This window comes from Flavobacterium sp. (genome assembly GCF_043778725.1).
Classification (GTDB): Bacteria; Bacteroidota; Bacteroidia; order Flavobacteriales; family Flavobacteriaceae; genus Flavobacterium.
Genome location: NZ_JAYWFT010000123.1, coordinates 1 through 21,598, shown reverse-complemented (window position 1 = coordinate 21,598; position 21,598 = coordinate 1). Strand labels below are relative to the sequence as shown.

Below are 21,598 nucleotides of genomic sequence, written 5' to 3'. Positions count from 1 at the left end.
CTTGACATTAAATTAATATACAATTTATGAAAATTAAAAACTTAATTGCCCTTTTTGTTGTTTTATTCGCATTATCAGGGGCAAATGCACAAGCAAAAAAGTACATTGTGCATACTGTAGCATTCTATAACTTCGAAAACTTGTTCGACACAATCAACGAAGCCAATAATGACGAAGAATGGTTGCCTAGCGGAGCACAACATTGGACTTCTAAAAAGTATAAGCAAAAATTAACAAACCTATCAAGAGTTCTAACCGAAATTGGTACTGGAGAAAATCCTGCAAATTCACCAACATTTATTGGAGGTTGTGAAATAGAAAATAGAGGTGTTCTTGAAGACCTTATTAAACAACCAAAAATGATTAACTTAGATTATGGTATAGTGCACTTTGACTCGCCAGATAAAAGAGGTATTGATGTTGCTTTACTGTATCAAAAAAAACATTTTAAAGTTATCAGTGCTTCTAATATTCCTTTATTAATCTATAGAAAAAAAGAAGTCAAGAACGATAAAGAAAAGGATAAAGAAAAAGAAGAAGTTACAGATGATAATCTGGTTCTTGACAATTCTTCCGATAGAGTGTACACGAGAGATCAGTTATTAGTTACAGGTTTTCTTGATGGAGAAGAAATAAATATTATTGTTAACCATTGGCCATCTCGATCTGGTGGCGAAAAGAAAAGTTCTCCTTTTAGAGAAGCAGCTGGTGCATTAAATAGAAAAATTATCGATTCATTAATTAAAATTAATCCTCTTGCAAAAATAATTACAATGGGAGATTTAAATGACGGATCCTATAATAAAAGCGTTAAAATAGGTGTTGGTGCCAAACTTAAAAAAACCGAGTTGAAAGAGCCAGCAGATATCTATAACCCTTTTGAACAAATGGCTAAAAACGGAAATGCTTCATTGTTTTATCGTGACGCAGGTGATATTTTTGATCAAATTATGGTGTCTGAAGAATTTGTTAAACCAGATTATTCTTCTTTTAGATATTGGAAAGCAGGAATATACAACAAACCTTTTATGATAGAAACAATGGGTCAATATAAAGGATATCCCTTAAGACACTCAGCTAATGAAGTTGGCTTTAGTGATCACTTTCCTGTTTACATCTATCTTATAAAACAATTAAATTAAAAATAAAAAGGTTAGTTAACGCTAACCTTTTTTCATGCCAATTAAGAAACAAACACATCATTATGAAAAAATTAGTTATCATTGCTTTTTTATCTATAGCATCCATTTCATTTGCTCAAGAAACAATTACATCGGCTCAAGCCCAAGAAAATATTGGTAAGGAAGTTATCCTAAAAGGAAAAATTGCCTCCTTCAAGTTGGCATCCGAAGGAAAATCGACCAATTACATCAATATCGATAAAGCCTATCCAGACAATGTTTTTACCATTGTAGTTTCCAATAAATATCTTGAAGAACACAAACTAGATATTGCTAATTCTCTTGGAAAAGAAATCACCGTGAAAGGAACAATTACCGTTTATGAAAAAGATCCTAAAAAAATTCCACAAATTTTCAATCCACTCGAAATTGAAATTAAATAATAGTTGTAAAGGTTAGTTCGCGCTAACCTTTTTTTAGGCTTATAATTTAAATTTTCTAAAAAAATATAGTGCCTTAGCGTCTTTGTGGCAAAAATCCGTAACTTCGTAAAAACAAATTTCTCATGGCAATTGCAAAACCTTTCAACCTCAATAAATGGATAGAAGAAAACCGCCATTTACTAAAACCACCAGTTGGAAATAAAAATATATATGTCAATTCCGACGATTATATCGTTATGATTGTCGCTGGTCCAAATGCCCGAAAAGACTACCATTACAACGAAACCGAAGAACTTTTTTACCAACTCGAAGGCGACATAAAAGTCATCATTCAAGAAGACGGTGAACGCAAAGAAATGGCAATGACCAAAGGCGATATGTATCTCAATCCAGCTAAAATACCACATTCACCAGTACGATCCGAAGGTTCAATAGGATTAGTAATCGAAAGAAAACGCGCCGGAAAAGGCTTCACCGATGGACTACTTTGGCATTGCGATAATTGTAATCACAAACTCTACGAAGTTTATTTTGAACTCCACGATATTGAAAAAGATTTCCTACCACATTTCAAGCATTTCTACAATTCCAAGAAATTAAGAACCTGCGAAAACTGCGGCACAACAATGGAATCCGACCCAAGATTTATCGACAAAGACAAAGATTACGAGTCTTAAGTTGTACTTATTTTTAGAAGCTAATCCAGCCATACATTCCAAGTTTTTAAAAAGAAACACTATTTTTCTAAGCCATAAAAGGAGCTTCTAAGGTCGCTCTTTTCTGTCAAGAAAAAGTAGCATTTCTTTTTTAAAAAGCTTTCCATTTCTGTCTGGGCTAATTACCAAAAATTCAAAATAAACCACTATTTTTACCAAAAATTTATAAATCACAAATAAAAACATACAAATGGCATCAATTGCACAACAATTCGGAATGACCGAAGCATTAGAACTATTAGGCGTTAAATCCATCAACGAAGGAACTTCAACAGGAAATGTTAATTTTTCTAACGGAGAAATTATTGAAAGTTATTCGCCAGTAGACGGACAACTTATTGGAAAAGTAAAAACTACAACTGCTGCAGATTATGAAAAAGTAATGCAAACTGCAACAGCTGCTTTCTTAACTTTTAGAGCAATGCCAGCACCACAACGTGGTGAAATTGTTCGTCAGTTTGGAAATAAATTAAGAGAATTAAAAGAACCATTAGGGAAATTAGTTTCTTACGAAATGGGAAAATCATTGCAAGAAGGATATGGCGAAGTGCAAGAAATGATTGACATTTGCGATTTTGCAGTTGGTTTATCACGTCAATTAAACGGACAAACTATTCCGTCTGAACGTCCAGGTCACGTTATGAGAGAACAATGGCATCCAATAGGTGTTGTTGGAATTATTTCGGCTTTCAACTTTCCAGTAGCGGTTTGGGCTTGGAACACAGCATTAGCATGGATTTGTGGTGATGTTTGTGTTTGGAAAGCTTCAGAAAAAGCACCTTTATGTTCTATTGCATGTCAAAATATTATCGCCGGAGTTTTAAAAGCAAATAATTTACCTGAAGGAATTTCTTCTATCATAAATGGTGATTATAAAGTAGGAGAAATGATGACTACCGATGCTAGAATTCCGTTGATTTCTGCTACAGGTTCTACAAGAATGGGAAGAATTGTTGGAGCAACAGTAGCACAACGTTTTGGAAAATCATTATTAGAATTAGGTGGAAACAATGCTATCATAATTACACCAACTGCCGACTTAAAAGTAGTTGTTCCTGGTGCTGTTTTTGGTGCTGTTGGAACTGCTGGTCAACGTTGTACTTCAACTAGAAGATTAATCATTCACGAATCGGTTTATGAAAAAGTAAGAGATGCCATTGTTGGAGCTTATGGTCAATTGACTATTGGAAATCCATTAGATCAAAAAAATCATATCGGACCATTAATTGATACAGATGCTGTAAACACTTATTTAGCTGCAATTGAAAAAGCTAAAGCTGAAGGTGGAAAAGTATTGGTTGAAGGCGGTGTTCTTTCAGGAGAAGGATACGAATCGGGTTGTTATGTAAAACCAGCCATTATTGAAGCCGAAAACTCTTTTGAAATTGTTCAACACGAAACTTTTGCACCTGTTTTATATTTAATGAAATACAGTGGAGAAGTTGAAAATGCAATTGAAAAACAAAATGGAGTTGCGCAAGGTTTATCGTCTGCAATTATGACCAACGAAATGAAAGAAGCTGAAAAATTCTTGTCATTTTCAGGTTCAGATTGTGGAATTGCTAACGTAAACATTGGAACTTCTGGAGCTGAAATTGGTGGTGCTTTTGGAGGAGAAAAAGAAACTGGTGGCGGAAGAGAATCAGGTTCTGATGCTTGGAAAGTATACATGAGAAGACAAACAAATACCGTTAATTATTCGGATCAATTGCCATTGGCACAAGGCATTAAATTTGATTTGTAGTTTTTAAAAAAATAGAGAATTATTTAAAAACGCTTTTTCTATTTAGATTAAGCGTTTTTTTTATAGATTTATCAAATGAACAATTTTGAAACAACATTTACTGAAATAACAGATTGGCAAAAAATTCTTTATTATAATACTGGAGGAACAAGAAGCAAAAAAATTATAATTCACCCATTTTCAAATGAAGAATATTTTTTTAAAGGTTCAAAAATTAATAAAAAAAATGGTCAAACTTTATATCCTACAGAATTTTGGTCTGAAATTGTTTCATCCAAAATTGGTCAATTATTAGGGTTTAACATGTTAGACTATAATATAGCATATGACAAAAATGACATTCAAAAAATAGGCTGTATCTCAAAATCTATGATTTTAAATTCAGAAAATAATTTAACAGAAGGGAAAACTTATTTAACTGGATTTGATTCTAAATACAATCCAGATATTGATAAGACCAAATACACTTTTCAGTTTATTAAAAATTCTTTAATATATTTTCAATTAAATCCTTACATAAATAATATAATTGAAATTATTGTTTTTGATTCAATAGTAGGGAATTCGGATAGACACCAAGAAAATTGGGGTGTAATAATGTTTTATAGGAAAGCAATAGAAGAAATAAACAAAAAATTATCTAATAAAGAATTGAGTTTTTGGGGGAAAATTGATATGAAATTCAAAAGATTTTTAAATGAATTTTTTATCTTACTTCATAAAGAAGATAGAAAAATAAGTAAAAGTAATTTAAAGCTTCATTCAGAAATAACTCTTCATAAGTTTGCGCCTATATATGATAGTGGTTGTTGTTTAGGATGAGAATATGAAGAAGAAAAGGTTGAAAAAATGATAAATGACTTACAAATGTTAAAAGCTTACATAAGCAAAGGTAAATCTGAAATTCACTGGGACGGTTTAGGCGAAAAATCAAAACATTTTGAGTTAGTTGCTCTACTTCTAAAAAATTATCCAAATGAAACTAAATCATTTATTAATAGAGTTAAGTATAAATTTGACAGCAAAAAAATCAATGAAATAATTGAAAATATTGATTCAAATTTGCCAGAAGAATTAATTAACTTTAAATTATCAGATTCTAGAAAAAAATTGATGTTTAAATTGATAACTTTGCGAATTGAAACTCTTTTTAAACTAATATGAAAGCAATAGGAAACATACAACTTGTCTGGAGACCAGGAAAAGGAAGTAGCAGAATTTCAATTGGTACTATTAAAAAAAATGAAACTGAAGGTGTTCGTTTTCAATATAATGTTTTAGGAGTGGAAAAAGCAAAAAAATTAGGTTTTGAACACTACGAAGGTTTTCCTGATACTAATAAAACATACACAGAAAATGTTCTTCAAATCTTTGGACAAAGATTAATAAAAAGTGAAAGAACGGATTCTAAAGATTTTTATGATTTTTGGAATGTAGATGTTAGCAAAGCAAAACATAAATTTTATATGTTAGCGTTTACTCAAGGTCTCTTACCAACGGATAATTTTGAGTTTTTAGCAGATTTTAACCCTGTTAAAAATTTATCATTTATTACTGAAATTACAAATCTAACAGAATCTCAAATTAGCTCTGAAAATATTAATATTGGTGATTTTTTAAGATATGAGTTAGATCCAGAAAATCAATATGATAAAAATGCTGTAAAAGTTTACAAAGATGATTTGTATTTAGGGCATATTAAGCTAATTCATTGCAATGTTTTCCATAAAACAAAAAAAACTTTTAAACTTCAAGTTCAAGGAATTGAAAAAAATGGAGTTTTAAAAAGAGTTTTTGTAAAAGCAAGTTTGTAGTTAATTAGACTAAAAGTTTATCTTTAGCACAAGGAATTAAATTTGATTTGTAATCTTTTTTAGAGAATAGAATATAGAAAAAGCGCTCTGAAATTTTCAGAGCGCTTTTTTATTTTTTAAAAGCTTTGCGAACTTTGCGACAATACTTTGCGCCTTTGCGGTTAAGTCTTACTTAGTCTTCTTAACATATTGCGTTAAAATAAAAATAGTTTGGCTTTCAACACGACCTTCAATAAGGTTAGCATCATCCCAAACTAGTTTTATATTATGAACAGCAGCACCACGTTTTGCAGTGAATGTTGCGCCTTTTACATCTAAATCTTTTACCAAAACTACCGAATCTCCATCTTTCAAGATATTTCCGTTAGAATCTTTGTGTACAATTTTACCTTCATCATCATCTGCTTCTCCTGTTGCTTTTGCCCATTCTAAAGCATCTTCATCAAGATACATCATTTCTAACATATCATTGTTTTTTAAACGTGCATGCATTCTCCATGAAACAATTTGAACCGGAAGATTTTCGTTCCACATACTATCGCTTAAACTGCGCCAATCGTTGGCATTGGTAGTTTCTGGATTTTCTATTTGGTCTTTTAATGTTTTTGTGATTAAAATACAGTTTTCTGGAATGTCATCTGTCTTTGGTTCAACTAGATAGACTACTAAATTCTCATCGCTTCCGCTAATTTCACATTTAGAACCACTTCTGTCTTTTAATCTTTTTTCGGTAACTACGCTCATTTTATTTTAAAATTGAATATTATAAATTGAATGATGCTCCAAATTGAAAAACAAATTGATTGTTAAATCGTTCATATCCAATAGCATCAGGATTGAATTTTGCTAACGGAATTCCAGCTTCAGTGTAGATTCCGAAACCACTTGTGAAGAAATATCTTGCACCAATATGTGCGCCAAAATTTCTTATTCCTAAGTCTAGTCCTGGATACAAATCAAACTTGTCGCTAATATTTAAAACATTACCAATATTGGCGTTGAAACGTGCTTTTGCATCAAATCGATCATCGAATTTTGGTGTTCCAATTGCGTTTGTAGTATTCAATAAATAAGAAACTGCAAATCCGTATGAGATATTTTCACCTACACCAAAGTCGGCTGTGGTTCCAATTCCTGTTGCGTGTTCTTGAAATGTTGCACCAACTTGAAACTTAACGTCTCCTTTTCCTTTAAACGCTTGCGCATTTGCAAAACCAAAAAAGGCAAGCATCGCTATAATAATTATTTTCTTCATTTTATTTTTAATTTATTTCTGCAAAGATAACTAAACCTATTTAATGTCAATATCAAAAATCAATTTCAACTCGAAACCTTCAGTTAAAAATTCCTACCCTTTTCGTCAAAATATAAATTATGCAATGGTTCGCTTTGCCAAAATTGTTTAGTTTCAATATCCATAATCGTTAACGAACCTTTAAAAGCTGCGCCAGTATCAACATTCCAAACACAAGCTTTTTTAACAGGTGTTGTTGCTCCAAATCTAGTTACTGGCGTGTGACCAATATAAATTTCTTTGTATAACAAAAATCTTCTTGGATAAAAATCACTAGTTTTTTCGATAGTTTCATCAAGAGCCAAAGCCGTTTCCCACAACGTTCTGTCCCAATAAAATAATTTTGGAAAATATTCATATAAAATGCCATTCATATTGGTAAAACCTGCATGAATGAACAATCGGTTTTTTTCGTCTAAATAATAATTTTGCAACGATTTCAAGAACGCAATATGTTCGATTTTTTTAGTTTCAGAAACTTGAGAATACGCTGTTACTGTTGCTTCACCGCCGTGTTTAAACCACATTCCTTCGTCGATGTTTTCGTTTCTGTTTTGGAGCCAATCTAGAAGTAATTCATCATGATTGCCACGAACGAAAATACAGTTTTGCTTTTTCCCTAAATCAATTAGATAATCAATTACTTGTGGTGATTGGCTCCAACCGTCAACATAATCGCCAAGAAATATTAAAGTATCGTTGGTGGTAACTTCTGCTCGTTCTATTATTTGATGCAACGCTCGCAAACCTCCGTGAATGTCGCCTATTACTAATGTTCTATTCATTGTTATTTTAAGTCTTTTACAAAAGTAATTCAAATTTTAACATTTTTTACACTTTTAACGTAAAGTCAACATCTTCGATCAAGGTAGTTTAGCTTTGAAATATTTCTGATATTAAAAAATTTAAAAATCTAACAACCTCATTATTCTATGAAATTTTTTTATTTTTGAAAAGATTAGAACAACCAATAACATGAAAAAAACCATTACAATCTGCCTTTTTATTATTACTAACTTTTCGTTTTCACAAACAAGAACAATTACTGGAGTTGTTAAAGATGTAACTACCTTATTGCCAGTAGAAAGCGTTTCAATAAGTCTTATCGATTCCAATATTGGAACAATTTCTAATGAAGAAGGTAAATTTAGAATCACACTACCAGAGAATTCAAAAGCAATAAATTTTAGCCATTTATATTACAAGTTAGAAACGCATGTTCTAAAAGGAAACGAAACCGAAATAGAGATTTTTCTTGAGCCTAAATCATTTGTTCTTGACGAAGTTGTAATCAATCAAAAACCTGGGAAAACATTACTTGAAGAAGCTGTTGATGCCTCCAAGTCTAAACTTGAAAAATCATTATTACTAACTACATACTACAGAGAATTTATAAACGTAGATAGTAAATACACCAACTTCTCCGACGGAATTATTGATTATTATGTCAAAAGAAAAAATGGTGCTTCAGATTTGTATGTAAAACAAAGTAGAACCTTTGATTTGAAAGATGAAAACGCATCCGAAAGAGAGAAAGCAATACTTTCAGTTAATTTAAATGATGTTAGAAAAGCAGTTTCTAATGCGTACAGTTTTAAAATGGTGGCTCAAATATTAAAAAGCGACAAATACAATTTTGGAGTAGAAACCAAATCAGAAACTGGCGGAAGTAGTATTGAAATTATAACTATTGAACCCAAAGAAAACCTTGAAGACGAGTTTATTTATGAAGGAACAGTTACATATGATTTTAAAACCAAACTGATTTTGGATATTAATTTAAGATTTTCTCCAGAGCACAAAAAATACAGTGTAATTCATAACATTTTAATTGCCAAAGTTAAATTTAATGACATTGTTAGAAGAGCCAGTTTTAAAATTGATGGCGATAAATATGTAATGATTTACAGCCAAGTTAAATCTAATGTTTATTTAAAATTTGGAAAAAAAATAAACAATACCTTCGAGAGTTTATGCGATATTACTACTCTAAATTATAAAGAAGGCGAATTTGATTTGGATAAAAGTAAAAAGTATAAAGAAAGTAGTTTGTTTACAAACGGAAATAAATATACCGAAGAATTCTGGAAAAAATATGATGTAATACTTTTAAACGATGCCGAACAAAAAATCATCAATACCTTTAAGTAGTTTTGGAATTATATTTCACTTTCCTTAAAACACGCATAACTTCTTTAAAATTGACATAAACAACAGCGTTTTTATGTTGTTTTAATAACGATTTTGCATCAATCAATTTATGTTTTGCATCGTCAAAACCATTAAGGAAACAAATCATTAAAGTCGATGGAATATTTTCTAAATCTTGTTCTTCACGATCAGATAGTTCTTGTGATTTCTGCAATTTAGTCAATAAAGACAAGGTAGAATTGTAAATGTGATACAATACTTTCCGATTGTATTGCGGTGGTTCAAAGAGCATTTCGGTTTCAATTTTGTAATAACCATTGTCGTAAAACGAGATCTTTTGTTGCTCCAAAGGATAATAACTGGTTTTGTCATTTAGTCCAAGCGGAACATATTCAGTAATAGTAAAAGTATTTTCGTCAAACGAAATGGTAACATCATCTTGTGCAGAATAAAACAATTTTACTTGCTCGTTAATTAACTCAATATCAACTCTTGAAAAGAAAGTTGCATCACGAACTTTTTTGGGAATTCCAGCCCAACATATAACAAACAATTCCTTGAAAACTTTGTATTTAGAAGGCATGTCTTTGTGACGATGGTTTACAAAATCAATCACACTATCTAAGGTATTTGAAATACTATTTCTAGAATTGTTTTCGATGCTAATAACGGTTTCAATATTCTGTTTTGTGTACGGAATTTTATCTTCAGTAGGAATAGAATTGCTGCCGCGACGCACAAAAACCGTATTGGCTAAAATGGTATGAATGTTTTTCTTGAAATAAGAAGTTTTAGATTTGGGTTTAATGGTTACCAAACCAACCACTTTGTCTTTTGGCAAATTAGGAAAAGGCACATTTTCATATTGAATCTTAGGTGGATTTTCCAAAAAAGCATTCACTAAATTCTGAATCCTACTGTCGTCAAAAAAATCGTCGCCTGTAATCTCATTATCCTGATCTTCAACGCCAACAACAATATAGGAATTATTAGAAGGATTAGAATTAGATAAGGCACAAATGTGTTTTAAAAACTTGGCTTTTCCTTCCTTAGTATGCAAATTCAACTGACGTTTTTTGTCATAAAAACTACTCTCATCGTTGTGAGCAAGTAAGTTCTTTATGAGCAAACGTTTATTTATCATAGTTTAGTACGATTTAGAAAATACGAAGCACAAGATTTTTTCTCGTACCTCGTACTTAAGACTTCGTAAATTTTAAGGTACTTTATTTCCCATACTTTCGGTCCAAATGGCAAACCAATCTAAATTATCAAGTTGCAATTCAACAGCTTTTATCAATTGCTGAATTCTGGCAATATTTACTGTTCCAGCAACTGGGAAAATTCCTGATGGATGTTTTAATATCCAAGAAAGCAAAATGGTGTCAGATCCAACGCCATATTTTTCAACCAATTGCACCAACAGTTTTTTCAACCTGCGTGTTTGGTCAATATCTTCACGAAAAACAGTTCCAAGCGGATTCCAACTCATCGGACGAATTCCATGAACTTGCATGTAATCTAAACTGCCATCTAGCATTGCCTCATGATGCGTAGCCGAAAACTGAATTTGATTGTAATTTACTGCTGTTTTTTGACGAATTAATTCTGTTTGAGACGAAGTGAAATTAGATAATCCAAAATCAATAATTTTTCCCTCTTGCTTTAATTTTTCTACTGCTTCTGCAATTTCATCGGCAACCATCAAAGGACTTGGTCGGTGCAAAAGCAAAACATCCAAATAATCTGTTTGAAGGTTTTTCAAGGAGTTTTCTACCGACCAAATAATGTAGTCTTTACCATAATCGTAATGTTTTATTTTATTAGCTCTTCCACTAGTCATTTGGATGCCACATTTAGAAATAAATTGCATTTTGTCACGAGAGATTTCGCTTTCGCCAAATGCTTTTCCAAATTGCGATTCGGTTGTATAATCACCATAAATATCGGCATGGTCAAAAGTTGTAATTTTATTTTCAATACAGATACGTATTAAATGTGCCATTTCTGAAGTGGAAAGGTTTTTGTCCCAAATTCCCCAATTCATAGTTCCAGCAATGATTTTAGACAAATTTGTTTTGAGATTTGTATTTTCTGTTTCGAGATTTTGAGACATATTTTTAAATTTAATTTTCTAGGTTATTACTATTTTCAAATTTTCTACATTTTGTCATCCTGAGCGCAGTCGAAGGAACACAATCAATATAAATTCTTAAAAACCTAAAATTACTAAAACAAAATCATAAATCATCCTTAAAAATAAGATTTGCACATAAGTTTTAACGCATTATTAACATTCTATTCGTGTTAAAATCTTCAATTTTGAAATGTTAAATTTTTGAACCCAAAGAGTAGTATAAAAATAGAATTTATGGAAGAAAATGTTGCCGCTTTAGACATTAGAGCAATCAATGAAAAAATTGAAAGAGAAAGTGCTTTTATCGATTTACTTACTATGGAAATGAACAAAGTAATTGTAGGTCAAAAACACATGGTAGAACGATTGCTAATTGGACTTTTAGGTCAAGGTCACATTTTGCTAGAAGGCGTTCCTGGTTTGGCAAAAACATTGGCTATTAATACGCTTTCACAAGCCATTCACGGTAGCTTTAGCAGAATTCAGTTTACACCAGATTTACTGCCTGCCGACGTTATTGGTACCATGATTTATAATATTAAAGCCAACGAATTCTCTATTAAAAAAGGACCGATTTTTGCAAATTTTGTTCTTGCAGACGAGATCAATCGTGCTCCAGCCAAAGTACAATCGGCTTTGTTAGAAGCCATGCAAGAAAAACAAGTAACTATTGGCGATACTACTTTCAAATTAGACCGACCATTTTTAGTTCTTGCCACCCAAAATCCAATTGAGCAAGAAGGAACTTATCCTTTGCCAGAAGCACAAGTTGATAGATTTATGCTGAAAACCGTTATCGAATATCCAAAAATGGATGAAGAACGAATGGTAATTCGTCAAAACTTGAAAGGTTCTTATGAAAAAGTAAATCAAGTGGTTTCTGTTGACCAAATTCTTCGCGCTCAAGAAGCAGTTCGTGAAGTGTACATGGATGAAAAAATCGAAAAATATATTTTAGATATTGTTTTCGCTACGCGTTTTCCAGAAAAATACAAATTAGAAAGTTTAAAACCATTAATCAGTTTTGGAGCTTCACCTCGTGGAAGTATCAATTTAGCAGTTGCTGCTAAATGTTATGCTTTTATCAAACGCCGTGGTTATGTAATTCCAGAAGATGTTCGCGCCGTTGTTCATGATGTGTTGCGTCACAGAATAGGAATCACATACGAAGCTGAAGCCGAAAACATCACTTCTGTTGACATCATCAACAAAATTATAAACGAAATTGAAGTACCTTAATTATTAGGTTGCGAGTTAAAAGTTGCGAGTTGAAAGTTATCTTCATCAACCCGAAACCCGAAACCCGAAACCCGAAACTAAATTATGGAAACAAAAGACTTACTAAAAAAAGTTCGTAAAATAGAAATTAAAACCCGACGATTGAGCGATCATATCTTTTCGGGTGAATATCATACGTCGTTTAAAGGACGCGGAATGACCTTTTCTGAAGTACGTCAATACCAATTTGGCGACGATATTCGTGCCATCGATTGGAATGTTACAGCACGTTATAACGAAGCACATGTAAAAGTTTTTGAAGAAGAACGCGAATTGACCATGATGTTAATGGTAGATATTTCGGGTTCAGAAAGTTTTGGAACTAAAAATCAATTAAAGAGCGAAATTGTAACCGAAATAGCCGCAACAATGGCATTTTCGGCTACTCAGAATAACGATAAAATAGGTTTGATTTTATTTTCCGATGCAATTGAATTGTACATTCCACCAAAGAAAGGAAAATCTCATGTATTGAGAATTATTCGTGAGTTAATTGAATTTCAGCCTAAAAGCAAAAAAACCGACTTGTCACAAGCATTGAAGTTTTTGTCGGCAACGCAAAAGAAAAAAGCAATTGTATTCATGATTTCCGATTTTATGTGTGAAGATGATTATGAAAAAACGCTTAAAATTGCAGGAAAAAAGCACGACATCACCGGAATAAGAGTGTATGACATTCGTGAAGAAAAAATGTCAAACATAGGAATGGTAGAAATGGAAGATGCCGAATCGGGAGAAATTATGGTCGTAGATACAAGTTCTAAAAATGTTAGACTAAACTACGAAAAAAACTACCATGATAAAGTAAATTATTTCAAAGAAATTTTTTCTAAATGCGGTTCAGGAACAGTAAACACAAGAGTCGATGAAAGTTATGTAACCAAATTATTAGGGTATTTTAAATCGAGATAATTCACATTTCCTAACTTATTTTTTAGCTTGTTAGGCACAATAGAACAAAATGAAATTCAAATTATACATATTATTTTTACTTTTTTCATCAATACTTTTTGCTCAAAAAGTAACGACTTCTATCGATACAACTCGAAATAAAATTGGAGCCGAGTTCAAGTTAACCGTTAAAGTAGCCGCTAATAAAACCGACAAAGTTGTTTTTCCAAAAGCTAAAAATATTGGTGCTTTAGAAGTTATCGAATCTTATAAAATTGACACCATTAAATCGAATGACAAATATGAATTAATCAAAAAATATGGATTAACGCAATTCGATTCAGGAAAATACACCATTCCAAGAATTCAAATCTTAATCAACGGAAAACCTTCTTTTTCGGATAGTTTAAAAGTTGAGGTTAACGATGTAAAAGTCGATACATTAAGACAAAAAATGTATGATATAAAAGATGTTGCACAAGTTGAAACATCAAGCGATTGGTGGAAATATCTTTTAGGAATTTTACTTTTACTTGCCATTGCAGCATTGGCTTATTGGTTAATTAAAAAATACCAAACTAAAGAAAAACCAGAAGAAATTATATACAAATCACCGATAGAAAAAGCGACTTCTTTGCTACAACAATTGGAGCTTAAAGAACTTTGGCAACATGGTGAAGTAAAGTCATATTATTCGGAGTTGACCGATATTGCTCGAAATTATATTGAAGAAGAAATTCATATTCCGGCGATGGAAAGCACTACTTCAGAGTTGATAGTTGCCATTCGAAAAGTAGCAAATCAAAAGAAATTGAAACTTACTGCTGCAACATTAGAAAATCTTGAAAAGGTTTTAAAGCAAGCCGATTTAGTGAAATTTGCCAAAGTAACACCTTTAGATTTTGAAATTGAACAAGACAAGAAACGCATTTCAAGTTCTATTGTAACTATACATCAAGCCATTCCAACTGTGGTTGAAAAAGACGACGAACTCGAAGCATGGAATGAGCAACAAAGAGAAATTGCAAGGCTACAAAAACTTAAAAAACAAAAGCGAACTCGAATAATTATTACAATCGGAATTGTTTTGTCAGTTCTAATGATTTCTTTATTGACGCTAATTTATTTTAAAGGATTTGATTACGTAAAAGACAATTTAATTGGTCATCCAACCAAGGAATTAGCCGAAGGCGAATGGATTTACAGCGAATATGGAAATCCAGGAATAAAAATAGAAACACCAAAAGTTTTGAAACGATTGGATGCTACTAAAATGCTTCCAAAGGACGCTTTTGCAGTTTTAAAAGAAATGCAAATGTTTGGTTATGGAAGTTTGATGGATTCGTTTAATGTGATGGTTTCTACAACAAAATTCAAAAAAGAAACCGAAATTAATTTTGATACTGTTCTAGAAGGAAACACGAAAGTTTGGGAAACCATGGGCGGACAAAATATTATTTTTAAACAAGAAGAATTCAATACTGATAAAGGAATTACAGGCGTGAAAGCCTACGGAACAATGACAATGTTGGATAAAATTCAGAACAAAAGTCAGAAATTATATTATGAAATTTTGCTTTTTAAACAAGATGGCGGTTTGCAACAAATTGTAGTTTCTTACAAAGAAGGGGATGAATATGGAAAGAAAATTTTGGAACGAATCATCAATTCTGTCGAACTTAAAACTGCGCAACAATAATGGATAAAGTAACCTTTTTAAACCCAGAGTTTTTTTGGTTGTTTTTACTAATGCCATTAGCAATCGCATGGCTTTTTATAAAACGCAAGCAACAAACGGCAACATTAAAGATAAGTACCATTAAAGGTTTTAAATCGTCCAATTCCTTTCTGGCAAAATTAAAACCGTATTTAAATGTGCTCCGATTATTGGCTTTAAGTTCTTTGATAATTGCTTTGGCGCGACCAAGAACAGTTGATATAAGTAACCAAACTAAAACCACCAAAGGAATTGATATTGTAATGGCAATTGACCTTTCAAGTAGTATGTTGGCTAAAGATTTGAAACCAAATAGAATGGAAGCACTTAAAAAAGTGGCTTATAATTTTGTTGAAAATAGACCAAATGATAGAATAGGAATTGTGGTTTATGCAGGCGAAGCTTATACAAAAACTCCAGTAACTAGTGACAAAGCAATTGTTCAAGAAGCAATTAATGATATTAAATTTGACAATGTTCTTCAAGATGGAACAGGAATAGGAATGGGATTGACAACGGCAGTAAACCGATTGAAAGAAAGCAAAGCCAAAAGCAAAATCATCATTTTGTTGACTGATGGAGTAAATAATTCGGGATTTATTGAGCCAGAAACTGCATCAGAAATTGCAAAAGAATACGGAATTAAAGTTTACACAATTGGAATAGGAACTAACGGAATGGCCGAATTTCCTTATGCTTTTGCGCCAAATGGTAAAGGTTTTTTATACAAGATGATGCCAGTAGAAATCGATCAAGAATTGATGAAAACCATTGCGAAAAATACAGGAGGAAAATACTTTAGAGCCAGTAGCAATAGCAAGCTAGAAAGTATTTATAACGAAATAAACAAGTTAGAAACTACTGAAATTCAAGAGTTAAAATATTATGATTATGACGAAAAATTTCGCCCATTTGTATGGATTGCTGGAATTTTATTGTTGATTGAAATTTTATTAAGAAATACTGTTTTTAGAGGTTTTATTTAGAAATTGAGCATAAAAAGAATTTAGTATTAGAAAAACATCTAATATCTGAAATCTAAAATCTAATATTAAATGTACGAGTTAGAAGAAAAAGGTTATTTATATTTATTGTTTTTGATTCCAATTTTGGTACTGTTATTTCTATACATTCAGTTTTGGAAAAGAAAAAAGCAACGCGAATTTGGTGATTTAGATTTAATCAAAAAATTAAGTCCAGAAAAATCTTTTTTCAAGCCTGTTTTGAAACTTACCATTGTTCTTTTAGGTTTTGCATGTCTAGTAATAGGTTTGGTAAACCCTAAAATGGGAACCAAAATGGAAAAGGTAAAACGTGAAGGAATTGATATTGTTTTTGCTGTTGACGTTTCTAAAAGTATGTTAGCAGAGGATGTTGCACCCAATAGATTAGAAAAAAGTAAACAATTGGTTTCACAATTAATCAATCAACTGGGAAGCGATAGAATAGGAATTGTAGCGTATTCAGGAAGCGCTTTTCCAGTGTTACCAATGACTTCTGATTATGGTGTTGCCAAAATGTTTTTGCAATCTATGAATCCCGGAATGATTTCGTCACAAGGAACTTCAATAGATCAAGCAATTGAATTGGCGTCGGCTAAATTTTTCAATAAAAAAGACAAAACCAATAAGTTATTAATAATAATTTCTGATGGAGAAGATCATACCGACAATGCAGAAAGTGCTGCCGAAGAAGCTCAAAAATTAGGAATCAAAATAATTACTGTAGGCGTTGGAACTGAAAAAGGCGGACCAATTCCGTTAAAAAGAAACGGAATTGTAGAAAGTTTCCAAAGAGATAAAGACGATCAAGTTGTCATTACTAAAAGAAATGCTGAGGTGCTTTCTAAAATTGCAAAAAGCACTAAAGGTGGTTATGTTGATGGAAATTCAACAAAATTGGTTTTAGATTATGTGAAAAAAGTATTAGATAATACCGAAAAAACCGAATTTGGAGCAACTCAAATGGCCGACTTCAAATCGCAATTTCAATGGTTTTTAGGTTTTGGATTTTTCTTATTATTTTTGGACGTTTTTTTAACAGAAAGAAAAACAAAATGGGTACGAAAAATGAATTTGTTTAATGAGGAAAAAGAAACTAGAGAATAGATTGTATTCTTTTGTGAATTTGTAAAAAATGAAAAAAACACTAACATATATAATAATTCTAATTTCTTTTGTAATAAATGCGCAAGAGAAAGATGCTTATTTGCCAAAAGGAAACGAAAATTTTAAAGAAAAAAATTATGTTGATGCCGAAGCAAATTACAGAATATCTCAAGCTAAATTCAAGAAAAAAGCTATTGCATCCTACAATTTAGGAACATCAATATACAAACAAAATCAACCTATTGAAGCCAAATTTCAGTTTGAAAAAGCTATAAAAGACGCTAAAACAAAACCCGAAAAGCACCAAGCATTTCACAATTTGGGAAATTCATTGATGAAAGAGAAAGAATATTCTGGAGCAGTTGAAGCCTATAAAAATGCCTTACGAAACAATCCAACGGATGAGGAAACACGTTATAATTATGCTTTGGCCAAAAAAATGTTGAAAGAAAATCCGCCAAAGAAAGACGATAACAAAAAGGACAAAGACAAAAAGAAGGACAAAGACAAGAAGGACGATAAAAAAGATCAAGACAAAGATAAAAAAGACGACAAAAAAGATAAAGGCGATAACAAAGACAAGGATAAAGATAAAAAAGACGGCAAAGACAAGCAAGATAAAGACAAAGGTAATGGCGATCAACCACAACAACCAAAACCAAGTGGCGCATCTAAGCAACGAATAGACAATCTTTTGGATGCCGTAAATAACGAAGAGAAAAAAGTTCAAGAAAAAGTAAACGCACAAAAAGTTCAAGCCAAACCACAAAAACCAGAAAAGGATTGGTAGTTAATAGAATTCCGAAAAAGAAAATGAAAAGATTAATTGTAATACTAGTTTTGTTTATAACCAATGCATTGTTAGCTCAAGTAAAATTTGAAGCCAATGTAAGCAAGAATTCTTTGGGATTAAATGAAAGAGTACGCATTGAATTCTCAATGAATGAAGACGGCGATAATTTTGTTCCGCCCAATTTTGAAGCATCAGGATTTAGAGTAGTGGGTGGACCAAGTCAGTCCATAAGTCAATCATGGATTAACGGTAGAAGCTCTTTTCAAAAATCATATACCTATATTTTGTTGCCTTTAAAGAAAGGAAATTTAATTATAAGACAAGCCGTTATTGAAATTGACGGACAACTTTACAAAACATTGCCTATAAAAATTAGTGTGTCTGATGCTGTTAATTTACCAAATGATCCTAACGAACCAGCAACAGTAAGAGCTGACAATAATTTGTATTTGGTTGCCGACATTTCTAAAACCAATCCTTATGTAAACGAACCAATTACGGTGGTTTATAAATTATATTTTAGCTACAACATAGGAATTAGTAATTGGCGTGAATTAAACAAACCAAAGTACAATGACTTTTGGAGCCAGAATATTGACATCAAAAATCTAGTTGCCGAAGAAGGAATGTTTAAAGGCGAACGCTATCGATTTGTTGTTTTAAGAAAAACAGTTTTGTATCCGCAAAAAGCAGGAAAATTAGAAATAGAACCACTTTCTTTAGATATTGATTGTCAAGTTCCTAGGGGAAGACCAAACTTTTTTGGACAAGTACAATTGGTTGATGACAGCAAAAGAGTTTCAGCTGGGAGCAAAATTATTTCGGTAAAAGCATTGCCAGAAGCAGGAAAACCAGCTAATTTTTCTGGCGCTGTTGGTAAATTTAATTTTAGTGCACTTCCTTCAAGAACCACTTTAAAAAATGGAGAATCACTAGATTTAGAGGTAAAAGTTACAGGAACAGGAAATTTAAAATTGTTTAATTTGCCTAAACCTGTTGTGCCATCAGATTTAGAAATGTACGATCCAGAACACACCGAAAATGTTACAACGCCACTTTCTGGAATGACAGGAAGCATTTCTGATAGATATACAATTATTCCGCAATCTAAAGGCAATTTTCCGATTAAAGGATTACAATTTTCATACTTTGATTTGAGTTCTGGAAGTTACAGAACTATTTCCTCGCCAGATATAATGCTGAATGTTTTAGATGGTCCAGGAGTTGCAAGTTCTAATCCAAATGCAACGAATGATGTATCAAAAGTGCCAGTTTCGGCCAGTAAAGCATTTGCATTTATAAAACAAAAAACAAACTTGTCCAATATGGAATCGGATGATTTTTTGGGTTCAGGATGGTTTTATTCGTTGATGATTTTACCGTTTTTAGGAATTCCAGCGTTGATGCTCATTCGAAGAAGAAAAGAAGCAGAAGATGCTGATGTTGTTGGAAATAAAAAGAAAAAGTCGAATGCTTTAGCAAAGAAATATTTATCGGAAGCCAAAAAACAAATCAACAATAAAGAGCCCTTTTATATTGCTTTGGAGAAAGCGATGCACAATTTCTTGAAAGCCAAATTGAGCATTGAAACATCAGAAATGAGCAAAGATAAAATTACAGAAATACTGCTTTCGCGAAATGCAAATTCCGAAACCGTGAAAGAATTTATAAACTTGACAGAAAGTTGCGAATTGGCTCGATATGCGCCATCAACAAGCGTAACTATTCAGCAAGATTATGACAAAGCTGTCGAAATTATATCCAGTTTAGAAAAGCAATTGGCATAAAAAACTTTGAAATAAAATATAGAAATTATAAAGTTTGATAGATTAAGAAAAAGTCTTTCTGCAAATAGCAACTATCAACTTTTGAATAAAGTGAAACGCCTTAATGAATCAAAAAAAAGCGGTAATTCTATGTGTTTAAAAAATAAAATTATGAATAAGTTTGTTTATATACTCATTTTAATATTCCAGTTTTCATTGGCACAAACTGCTTTTGAGAAAGGAAATCAATTGTATCAAAAAGAAAATTATCAAGAAGCTATCACCAATTATGAAAGTGTTTTAGCTTCCGGAAAACAATCGGCTGATTTGTATTTTAACCTTGCCAACACCTATTATAAATTGCACAAAGTAGCGCCAGCAATTTATAATTATGAAAAAGCATTACAATTAAATCCTAACGACGAAGAAATAAAAACCAATCTAGATTTTGCACGAAAAATGACTATTGATGATATTAAAATCATACCAAAAGTAGGGTTTAACAAACTCATTGAAGATTTCACAAGCAACTATTATTACGATACTTGGGCATGGATTGCAGTTGGTTTTGCATTTTTGTTTCTAGCTTTTTTTGTTGGATATTATTTATCTGCTACAACCTTAAAAAAGCGAATTTTCTTTATAGCAATGTTTCTGGTTTTAATTTTAATTGGAGTCAGTACGGCTTCAGCTTTTTATGAAAAAAACAGAAAAGCTACTGAAAAAGCAGCTATTATTTTTGCTGAAACGGCATCGTTAAAAGGCGAACCAAAATCAACTAGCGCAGAGACAAGTTTACTTCACGAAGGCACAAAAGTTTACATTCTAGAAAGCATAGCCAATTGGAAAAAAGTACAACTTACAGACGAAACTACAGGTTGGATAAGCGATGAAGCTATTAGAGAATTGAATTAGTTTTTGGTCGCAGTCGGTGTTTTGAGTATGCTAATCACTGAAAACTGTGACTTAAAACTAAATTTTACTCCTTAAATCCTTGAACCAATCGGTTAAAACTGGCAATAAAACCTCCGAAGTTTTTAATATAGGATTAAAAAACAATGATTTTTCTTGAGTTTCTTTGCTAATTAGTGCGTTGTTAAAATTCACTTTTTGAAACAAACTCAATACTACGCCAAGTAATAAAGTAGTTTTTAAAACGGCAAAAAAAGCGCCGCCCAATTTATTCAACCAGCCCAAAAATAAGGTGCTTGCAACTGTCGAAAACACTTTGGCAAGAAGATGAATAGCAACTACTACAAGAATTAAAGTAATTACAAAAGCTGTAACTTTCGCTGTTTTGCTATCGCCAATAAATCCGCCAACTATATAGGAGAATTTTACTGCAATGTAAATTCCAACAAAAAACGAAATCAACGAAGCCAATTCTACAAAAAGTCCGTTTCTGAGTCCGCGAATTAATCCAAAAACTAATAAAGCGCCCAAAACAATATCAATAAAACCCATAAATTTAAATTTAAGGTACAAATATAACTGAAATTTCAAAAGGCAAATTCCAAATCCTAAAATTTCAGTTTTGATAAACTATATTTGCACTTTGTTTTGGCTTTCAAAAAACCCGAAACGCGTAACCCGAAACCCGCAAACAAACATGTCTCGAGATATAC

At 32.0% G+C, this 21,598-nt stretch carries 22 protein-coding genes; 16 read left to right on the top strand and 6 right to left on the bottom strand.

The features are described from left to right. Positions 1-26 precede the first annotated feature (26 nt). From ACH2CG_RS11730 to ACH2CG_RS11700, 7 genes are all read left to right on the top strand, one after another. Positions 27-1,142, top strand: a complete 1,116-nt coding sequence (locus tag ACH2CG_RS11730; RefSeq protein WP_395065386.1) for an endonuclease/exonuclease/phosphatase family protein — start codon at positions 27-29, stop codon at positions 1,140-1,142. A 62-nt stretch (positions 1,143-1,204) separates the two neighbouring features. Beyond that, positions 1,205-1,564: a hypothetical protein gene (locus tag ACH2CG_RS11725; protein ID WP_395065384.1), complete on the top strand. Its 360-nt coding sequence runs from the start codon at positions 1,205-1,207 to the stop codon at positions 1,562-1,564. A gap of 122 nt (positions 1,565-1,686) precedes the next feature. Next, a complete protein-coding gene (locus ACH2CG_RS11720; protein WP_395065382.1) occupies positions 1,687-2,241 on the top strand; it encodes a 3-hydroxyanthranilate 3,4-dioxygenase in 555 nt (184 codons plus the stop codon). A gap of 229 nt (positions 2,242-2,470) precedes the next feature. Next, on the top strand, positions 2,471-4,024 hold the full coding sequence (locus ACH2CG_RS11715) for an aldehyde dehydrogenase family protein (RefSeq protein ID WP_395065380.1): 1,554 nt from the start codon (positions 2,471-2,473) through the stop codon (positions 4,022-4,024). Positions 4,025-4,099: 75 nt separating this feature from the next. Beyond that, positions 4,100-4,846: a hypothetical protein gene (locus ACH2CG_RS11710; RefSeq protein ID WP_395065378.1), complete on the top strand. Its 747-nt coding sequence runs from the start codon at positions 4,100-4,102 to the stop codon at positions 4,844-4,846. A 27-nt stretch (positions 4,847-4,873) separates the two neighbouring features. Beyond that, positions 4,874-5,188: a hypothetical protein gene (locus ACH2CG_RS11705; protein WP_395065376.1), complete on the top strand. Its 315-nt coding sequence runs from the start codon at positions 4,874-4,876 to the stop codon at positions 5,186-5,188. Next, positions 5,185-5,838 carry an HIRAN domain-containing protein gene (locus tag ACH2CG_RS11700; RefSeq protein ID WP_395065374.1) on the top strand — a complete coding sequence of 218 codons (654 nt, stop codon included), beginning with the start codon at positions 5,185-5,187 and terminating at the stop codon, positions 5,836-5,838. Before ACH2CG_RS11705 ends, ACH2CG_RS11700 begins: the two co-directional genes overlap by 4 nt. 168 nt (positions 5,839-6,006) lie before the next feature. Here ACH2CG_RS11700 and ACH2CG_RS11695 read toward each other — a convergent pair whose 3' ends face one another. From ACH2CG_RS11695 to ACH2CG_RS11685, 3 genes are all read right to left on the bottom strand, one after another. Further along, on the bottom strand, positions 6,007-6,582 hold the full coding sequence (locus ACH2CG_RS11695) for a PhnA domain-containing protein (protein ID WP_395065372.1): 576 nt from the start codon (positions 6,580-6,582) through the stop codon (positions 6,007-6,009). A gap of 19 nt (positions 6,583-6,601) precedes the next feature. Beyond that, entirely contained in the window at positions 6,602-7,093 is a 492-nt protein-coding gene (locus tag ACH2CG_RS11690; protein WP_395065371.1) for a DUF6646 family protein, read from the bottom strand. An 83-nt stretch (positions 7,094-7,176) separates the two neighbouring features. Beyond that, positions 7,177-7,917: a metallophosphoesterase family protein gene (locus ACH2CG_RS11685; protein ID WP_395065369.1), complete on the bottom strand. Its 741-nt coding sequence runs from the start codon at positions 7,915-7,917 to the stop codon at positions 7,177-7,179. A 190-nt stretch (positions 7,918-8,107) separates the two neighbouring features. Between ACH2CG_RS11685 and ACH2CG_RS11680 the strand changes: the two genes are divergently transcribed. Then, positions 8,108-9,283 carry a carboxypeptidase-like regulatory domain-containing protein gene (locus tag ACH2CG_RS11680; RefSeq protein ID WP_395065367.1) on the top strand — a complete coding sequence of 392 codons (1,176 nt, stop codon included), beginning with the start codon at positions 8,108-8,110 and terminating at the stop codon, positions 9,281-9,283. Here the strand turns inward: ACH2CG_RS11680 and ACH2CG_RS11675 are convergent. Together ACH2CG_RS11675 and ACH2CG_RS11670 are read right to left on the bottom strand one after the other, a co-directional pair. Continuing rightward, on the bottom strand, positions 9,276-10,427 hold the full coding sequence (locus ACH2CG_RS11675) for an ATP-binding protein (protein ID WP_395065365.1): 1,152 nt from the start codon (positions 10,425-10,427) through the stop codon (positions 9,276-9,278). The genes ACH2CG_RS11680 and ACH2CG_RS11675 overlap by 8 nt on opposite strands. Positions 10,428-10,499: 72 nt before the next feature. Continuing rightward, a complete protein-coding gene (locus tag ACH2CG_RS11670) occupies positions 10,500-11,399 on the bottom strand; it encodes an aldo/keto reductase family oxidoreductase (RefSeq protein ID WP_395065363.1) in 900 nt (299 codons plus the stop codon). A 255-nt stretch (positions 11,400-11,654) separates the two neighbouring features. On the opposite strand from ACH2CG_RS11670, the gene ACH2CG_RS11665 reads away from it, so the two are divergent. From ACH2CG_RS11665 to ACH2CG_RS11630, 8 genes are all read left to right on the top strand, one after another. Next, positions 11,655-12,659, top strand: a complete 1,005-nt coding sequence (locus tag ACH2CG_RS11665) for an AAA family ATPase (RefSeq protein ID WP_395065396.1) — start codon at positions 11,655-11,657, stop codon at positions 12,657-12,659. A gap of 84 nt (positions 12,660-12,743) precedes the next feature. Further along, positions 12,744-13,610, top strand: coding sequence for a DUF58 domain-containing protein (locus tag ACH2CG_RS11660; RefSeq protein ID WP_395065361.1), 867 nt, complete (start codon positions 12,744-12,746; stop codon positions 13,608-13,610). A gap of 49 nt (positions 13,611-13,659) precedes the next feature. After that, on the top strand, positions 13,660-15,288 hold the full coding sequence (locus tag ACH2CG_RS11655) for a BatD family protein (protein ID WP_395065359.1): 1,629 nt from the start codon (positions 13,660-13,662) through the stop codon (positions 15,286-15,288). Continuing rightward, a complete protein-coding gene (locus tag ACH2CG_RS11650; protein WP_395065357.1) occupies positions 15,288-16,292 on the top strand; it encodes a VWA domain-containing protein in 1,005 nt (334 codons plus the stop codon). Before ACH2CG_RS11655 ends, ACH2CG_RS11650 begins: the two co-directional genes overlap by 1 nt. A gap of 69 nt (positions 16,293-16,361) precedes the next feature. Further along, entirely contained in the window at positions 16,362-17,414 is a 1,053-nt protein-coding gene (locus tag ACH2CG_RS11645) for a VWA domain-containing protein (protein ID WP_395065355.1), read from the top strand. Positions 17,415-17,442: 28 nt separating this feature from the next. Next, positions 17,443-18,204, top strand: coding sequence for a tetratricopeptide repeat protein (locus ACH2CG_RS11640; RefSeq protein ID WP_395065353.1), 762 nt, complete (start codon positions 17,443-17,445; stop codon positions 18,202-18,204). 23 nt (positions 18,205-18,227) lie between these two features. Further along, positions 18,228-19,994 (top strand): BatD family protein, encoded by a 1,767-nt coding sequence (locus ACH2CG_RS11635; RefSeq protein WP_395065351.1) that lies wholly within the window; start codon positions 18,228-18,230, stop codon positions 19,992-19,994. A 150-nt stretch (positions 19,995-20,144) separates the two neighbouring features. After that, entirely contained in the window at positions 20,145-20,888 is a 744-nt protein-coding gene (locus tag ACH2CG_RS11630; RefSeq protein ID WP_395065349.1) for a tetratricopeptide repeat protein, read from the top strand. Positions 20,889-20,945: 57 nt separating this feature from the next. Here the strand turns inward: ACH2CG_RS11630 and ACH2CG_RS11625 are convergent, their stop codons facing one another. Continuing rightward, the gene (locus ACH2CG_RS11625) at positions 20,946-21,437 is read right to left on the bottom strand and encodes a CvpA family protein (RefSeq protein ID WP_395065347.1); all 492 of its coding nucleotides are present in this window, start codon (positions 21,435-21,437) and stop codon (positions 20,946-20,948) included. Positions 21,438-21,598: the final 161 nt, after the last annotated feature.

Coding starts and splice junctions, on each gene's coding strand:
- ACH2CG_RS11730 (WP_395065386.1), top strand. CDS start 27: ATGAAAATTAAAAACTTAATTGCCCTTTTTGTTGTTTTATTCGCATTA.
- ACH2CG_RS11725 (WP_395065384.1), top strand. CDS start 1,205: ATGAAAAAATTAGTTATCATTGCTTTTTTATCTATAGCATCCATTTCA.
- ACH2CG_RS11720 (WP_395065382.1), top strand. CDS start 1,687: ATGGCAATTGCAAAACCTTTCAACCTCAATAAATGGATAGAAGAAAAC.
- ACH2CG_RS11715 (WP_395065380.1), top strand. CDS start 2,471: ATGGCATCAATTGCACAACAATTCGGAATGACCGAAGCATTAGAACTA.
- ACH2CG_RS11710 (WP_395065378.1), top strand. CDS start 4,100: ATGAACAATTTTGAAACAACATTTACTGAAATAACAGATTGGCAAAAA.
- ACH2CG_RS11705 (WP_395065376.1), top strand. CDS start 4,874: ATGATAAATGACTTACAAATGTTAAAAGCTTACATAAGCAAAGGTAAA.
- ACH2CG_RS11700 (WP_395065374.1), top strand. CDS start 5,185: ATGAAAGCAATAGGAAACATACAACTTGTCTGGAGACCAGGAAAAGGA.
- ACH2CG_RS11695 (WP_395065372.1), bottom strand. CDS start 6,582: ATGAGCGTAGTTACCGAAAAAAGATTAAAAGACAGAAGTGGTTCTAAA.
- ACH2CG_RS11690 (WP_395065371.1), bottom strand. CDS start 7,093: ATGAAGAAAATAATTATTATAGCGATGCTTGCCTTTTTTGGTTTTGCA.
- ACH2CG_RS11685 (WP_395065369.1), bottom strand. CDS start 7,917: ATGAATAGAACATTAGTAATAGGCGACATTCACGGAGGTTTGCGAGCG.
- ACH2CG_RS11680 (WP_395065367.1), top strand. CDS start 8,108: ATGAAAAAAACCATTACAATCTGCCTTTTTATTATTACTAACTTTTCG.
- ACH2CG_RS11675 (WP_395065365.1), bottom strand. CDS start 10,427: ATGATAAATAAACGTTTGCTCATAAAGAACTTACTTGCTCACAACGAT.
- ACH2CG_RS11670 (WP_395065363.1), bottom strand. CDS start 11,399: ATGTCTCAAAATCTCGAAACAGAAAATACAAATCTCAAAACAAATTTG.
- ACH2CG_RS11665 (WP_395065396.1), top strand. CDS start 11,655: ATGGAAGAAAATGTTGCCGCTTTAGACATTAGAGCAATCAATGAAAAA.
- ACH2CG_RS11660 (WP_395065361.1), top strand. CDS start 12,744: ATGGAAACAAAAGACTTACTAAAAAAAGTTCGTAAAATAGAAATTAAA.
- ACH2CG_RS11655 (WP_395065359.1), top strand. CDS start 13,660: ATGAAATTCAAATTATACATATTATTTTTACTTTTTTCATCAATACTT.
- ACH2CG_RS11650 (WP_395065357.1), top strand. CDS start 15,288: ATGGATAAAGTAACCTTTTTAAACCCAGAGTTTTTTTGGTTGTTTTTA.
- ACH2CG_RS11645 (WP_395065355.1), top strand. CDS start 16,362: ATGTACGAGTTAGAAGAAAAAGGTTATTTATATTTATTGTTTTTGATT.
- ACH2CG_RS11640 (WP_395065353.1), top strand. CDS start 17,443: ATGAAAAAAACACTAACATATATAATAATTCTAATTTCTTTTGTAATA.
- ACH2CG_RS11635 (WP_395065351.1), top strand. CDS start 18,228: ATGAAAAGATTAATTGTAATACTAGTTTTGTTTATAACCAATGCATTG.
- ACH2CG_RS11630 (WP_395065349.1), top strand. CDS start 20,145: ATGAATAAGTTTGTTTATATACTCATTTTAATATTCCAGTTTTCATTG.
- ACH2CG_RS11625 (WP_395065347.1), bottom strand. CDS start 21,437: ATGGGTTTTATTGATATTGTTTTGGGCGCTTTATTAGTTTTTGGATTA.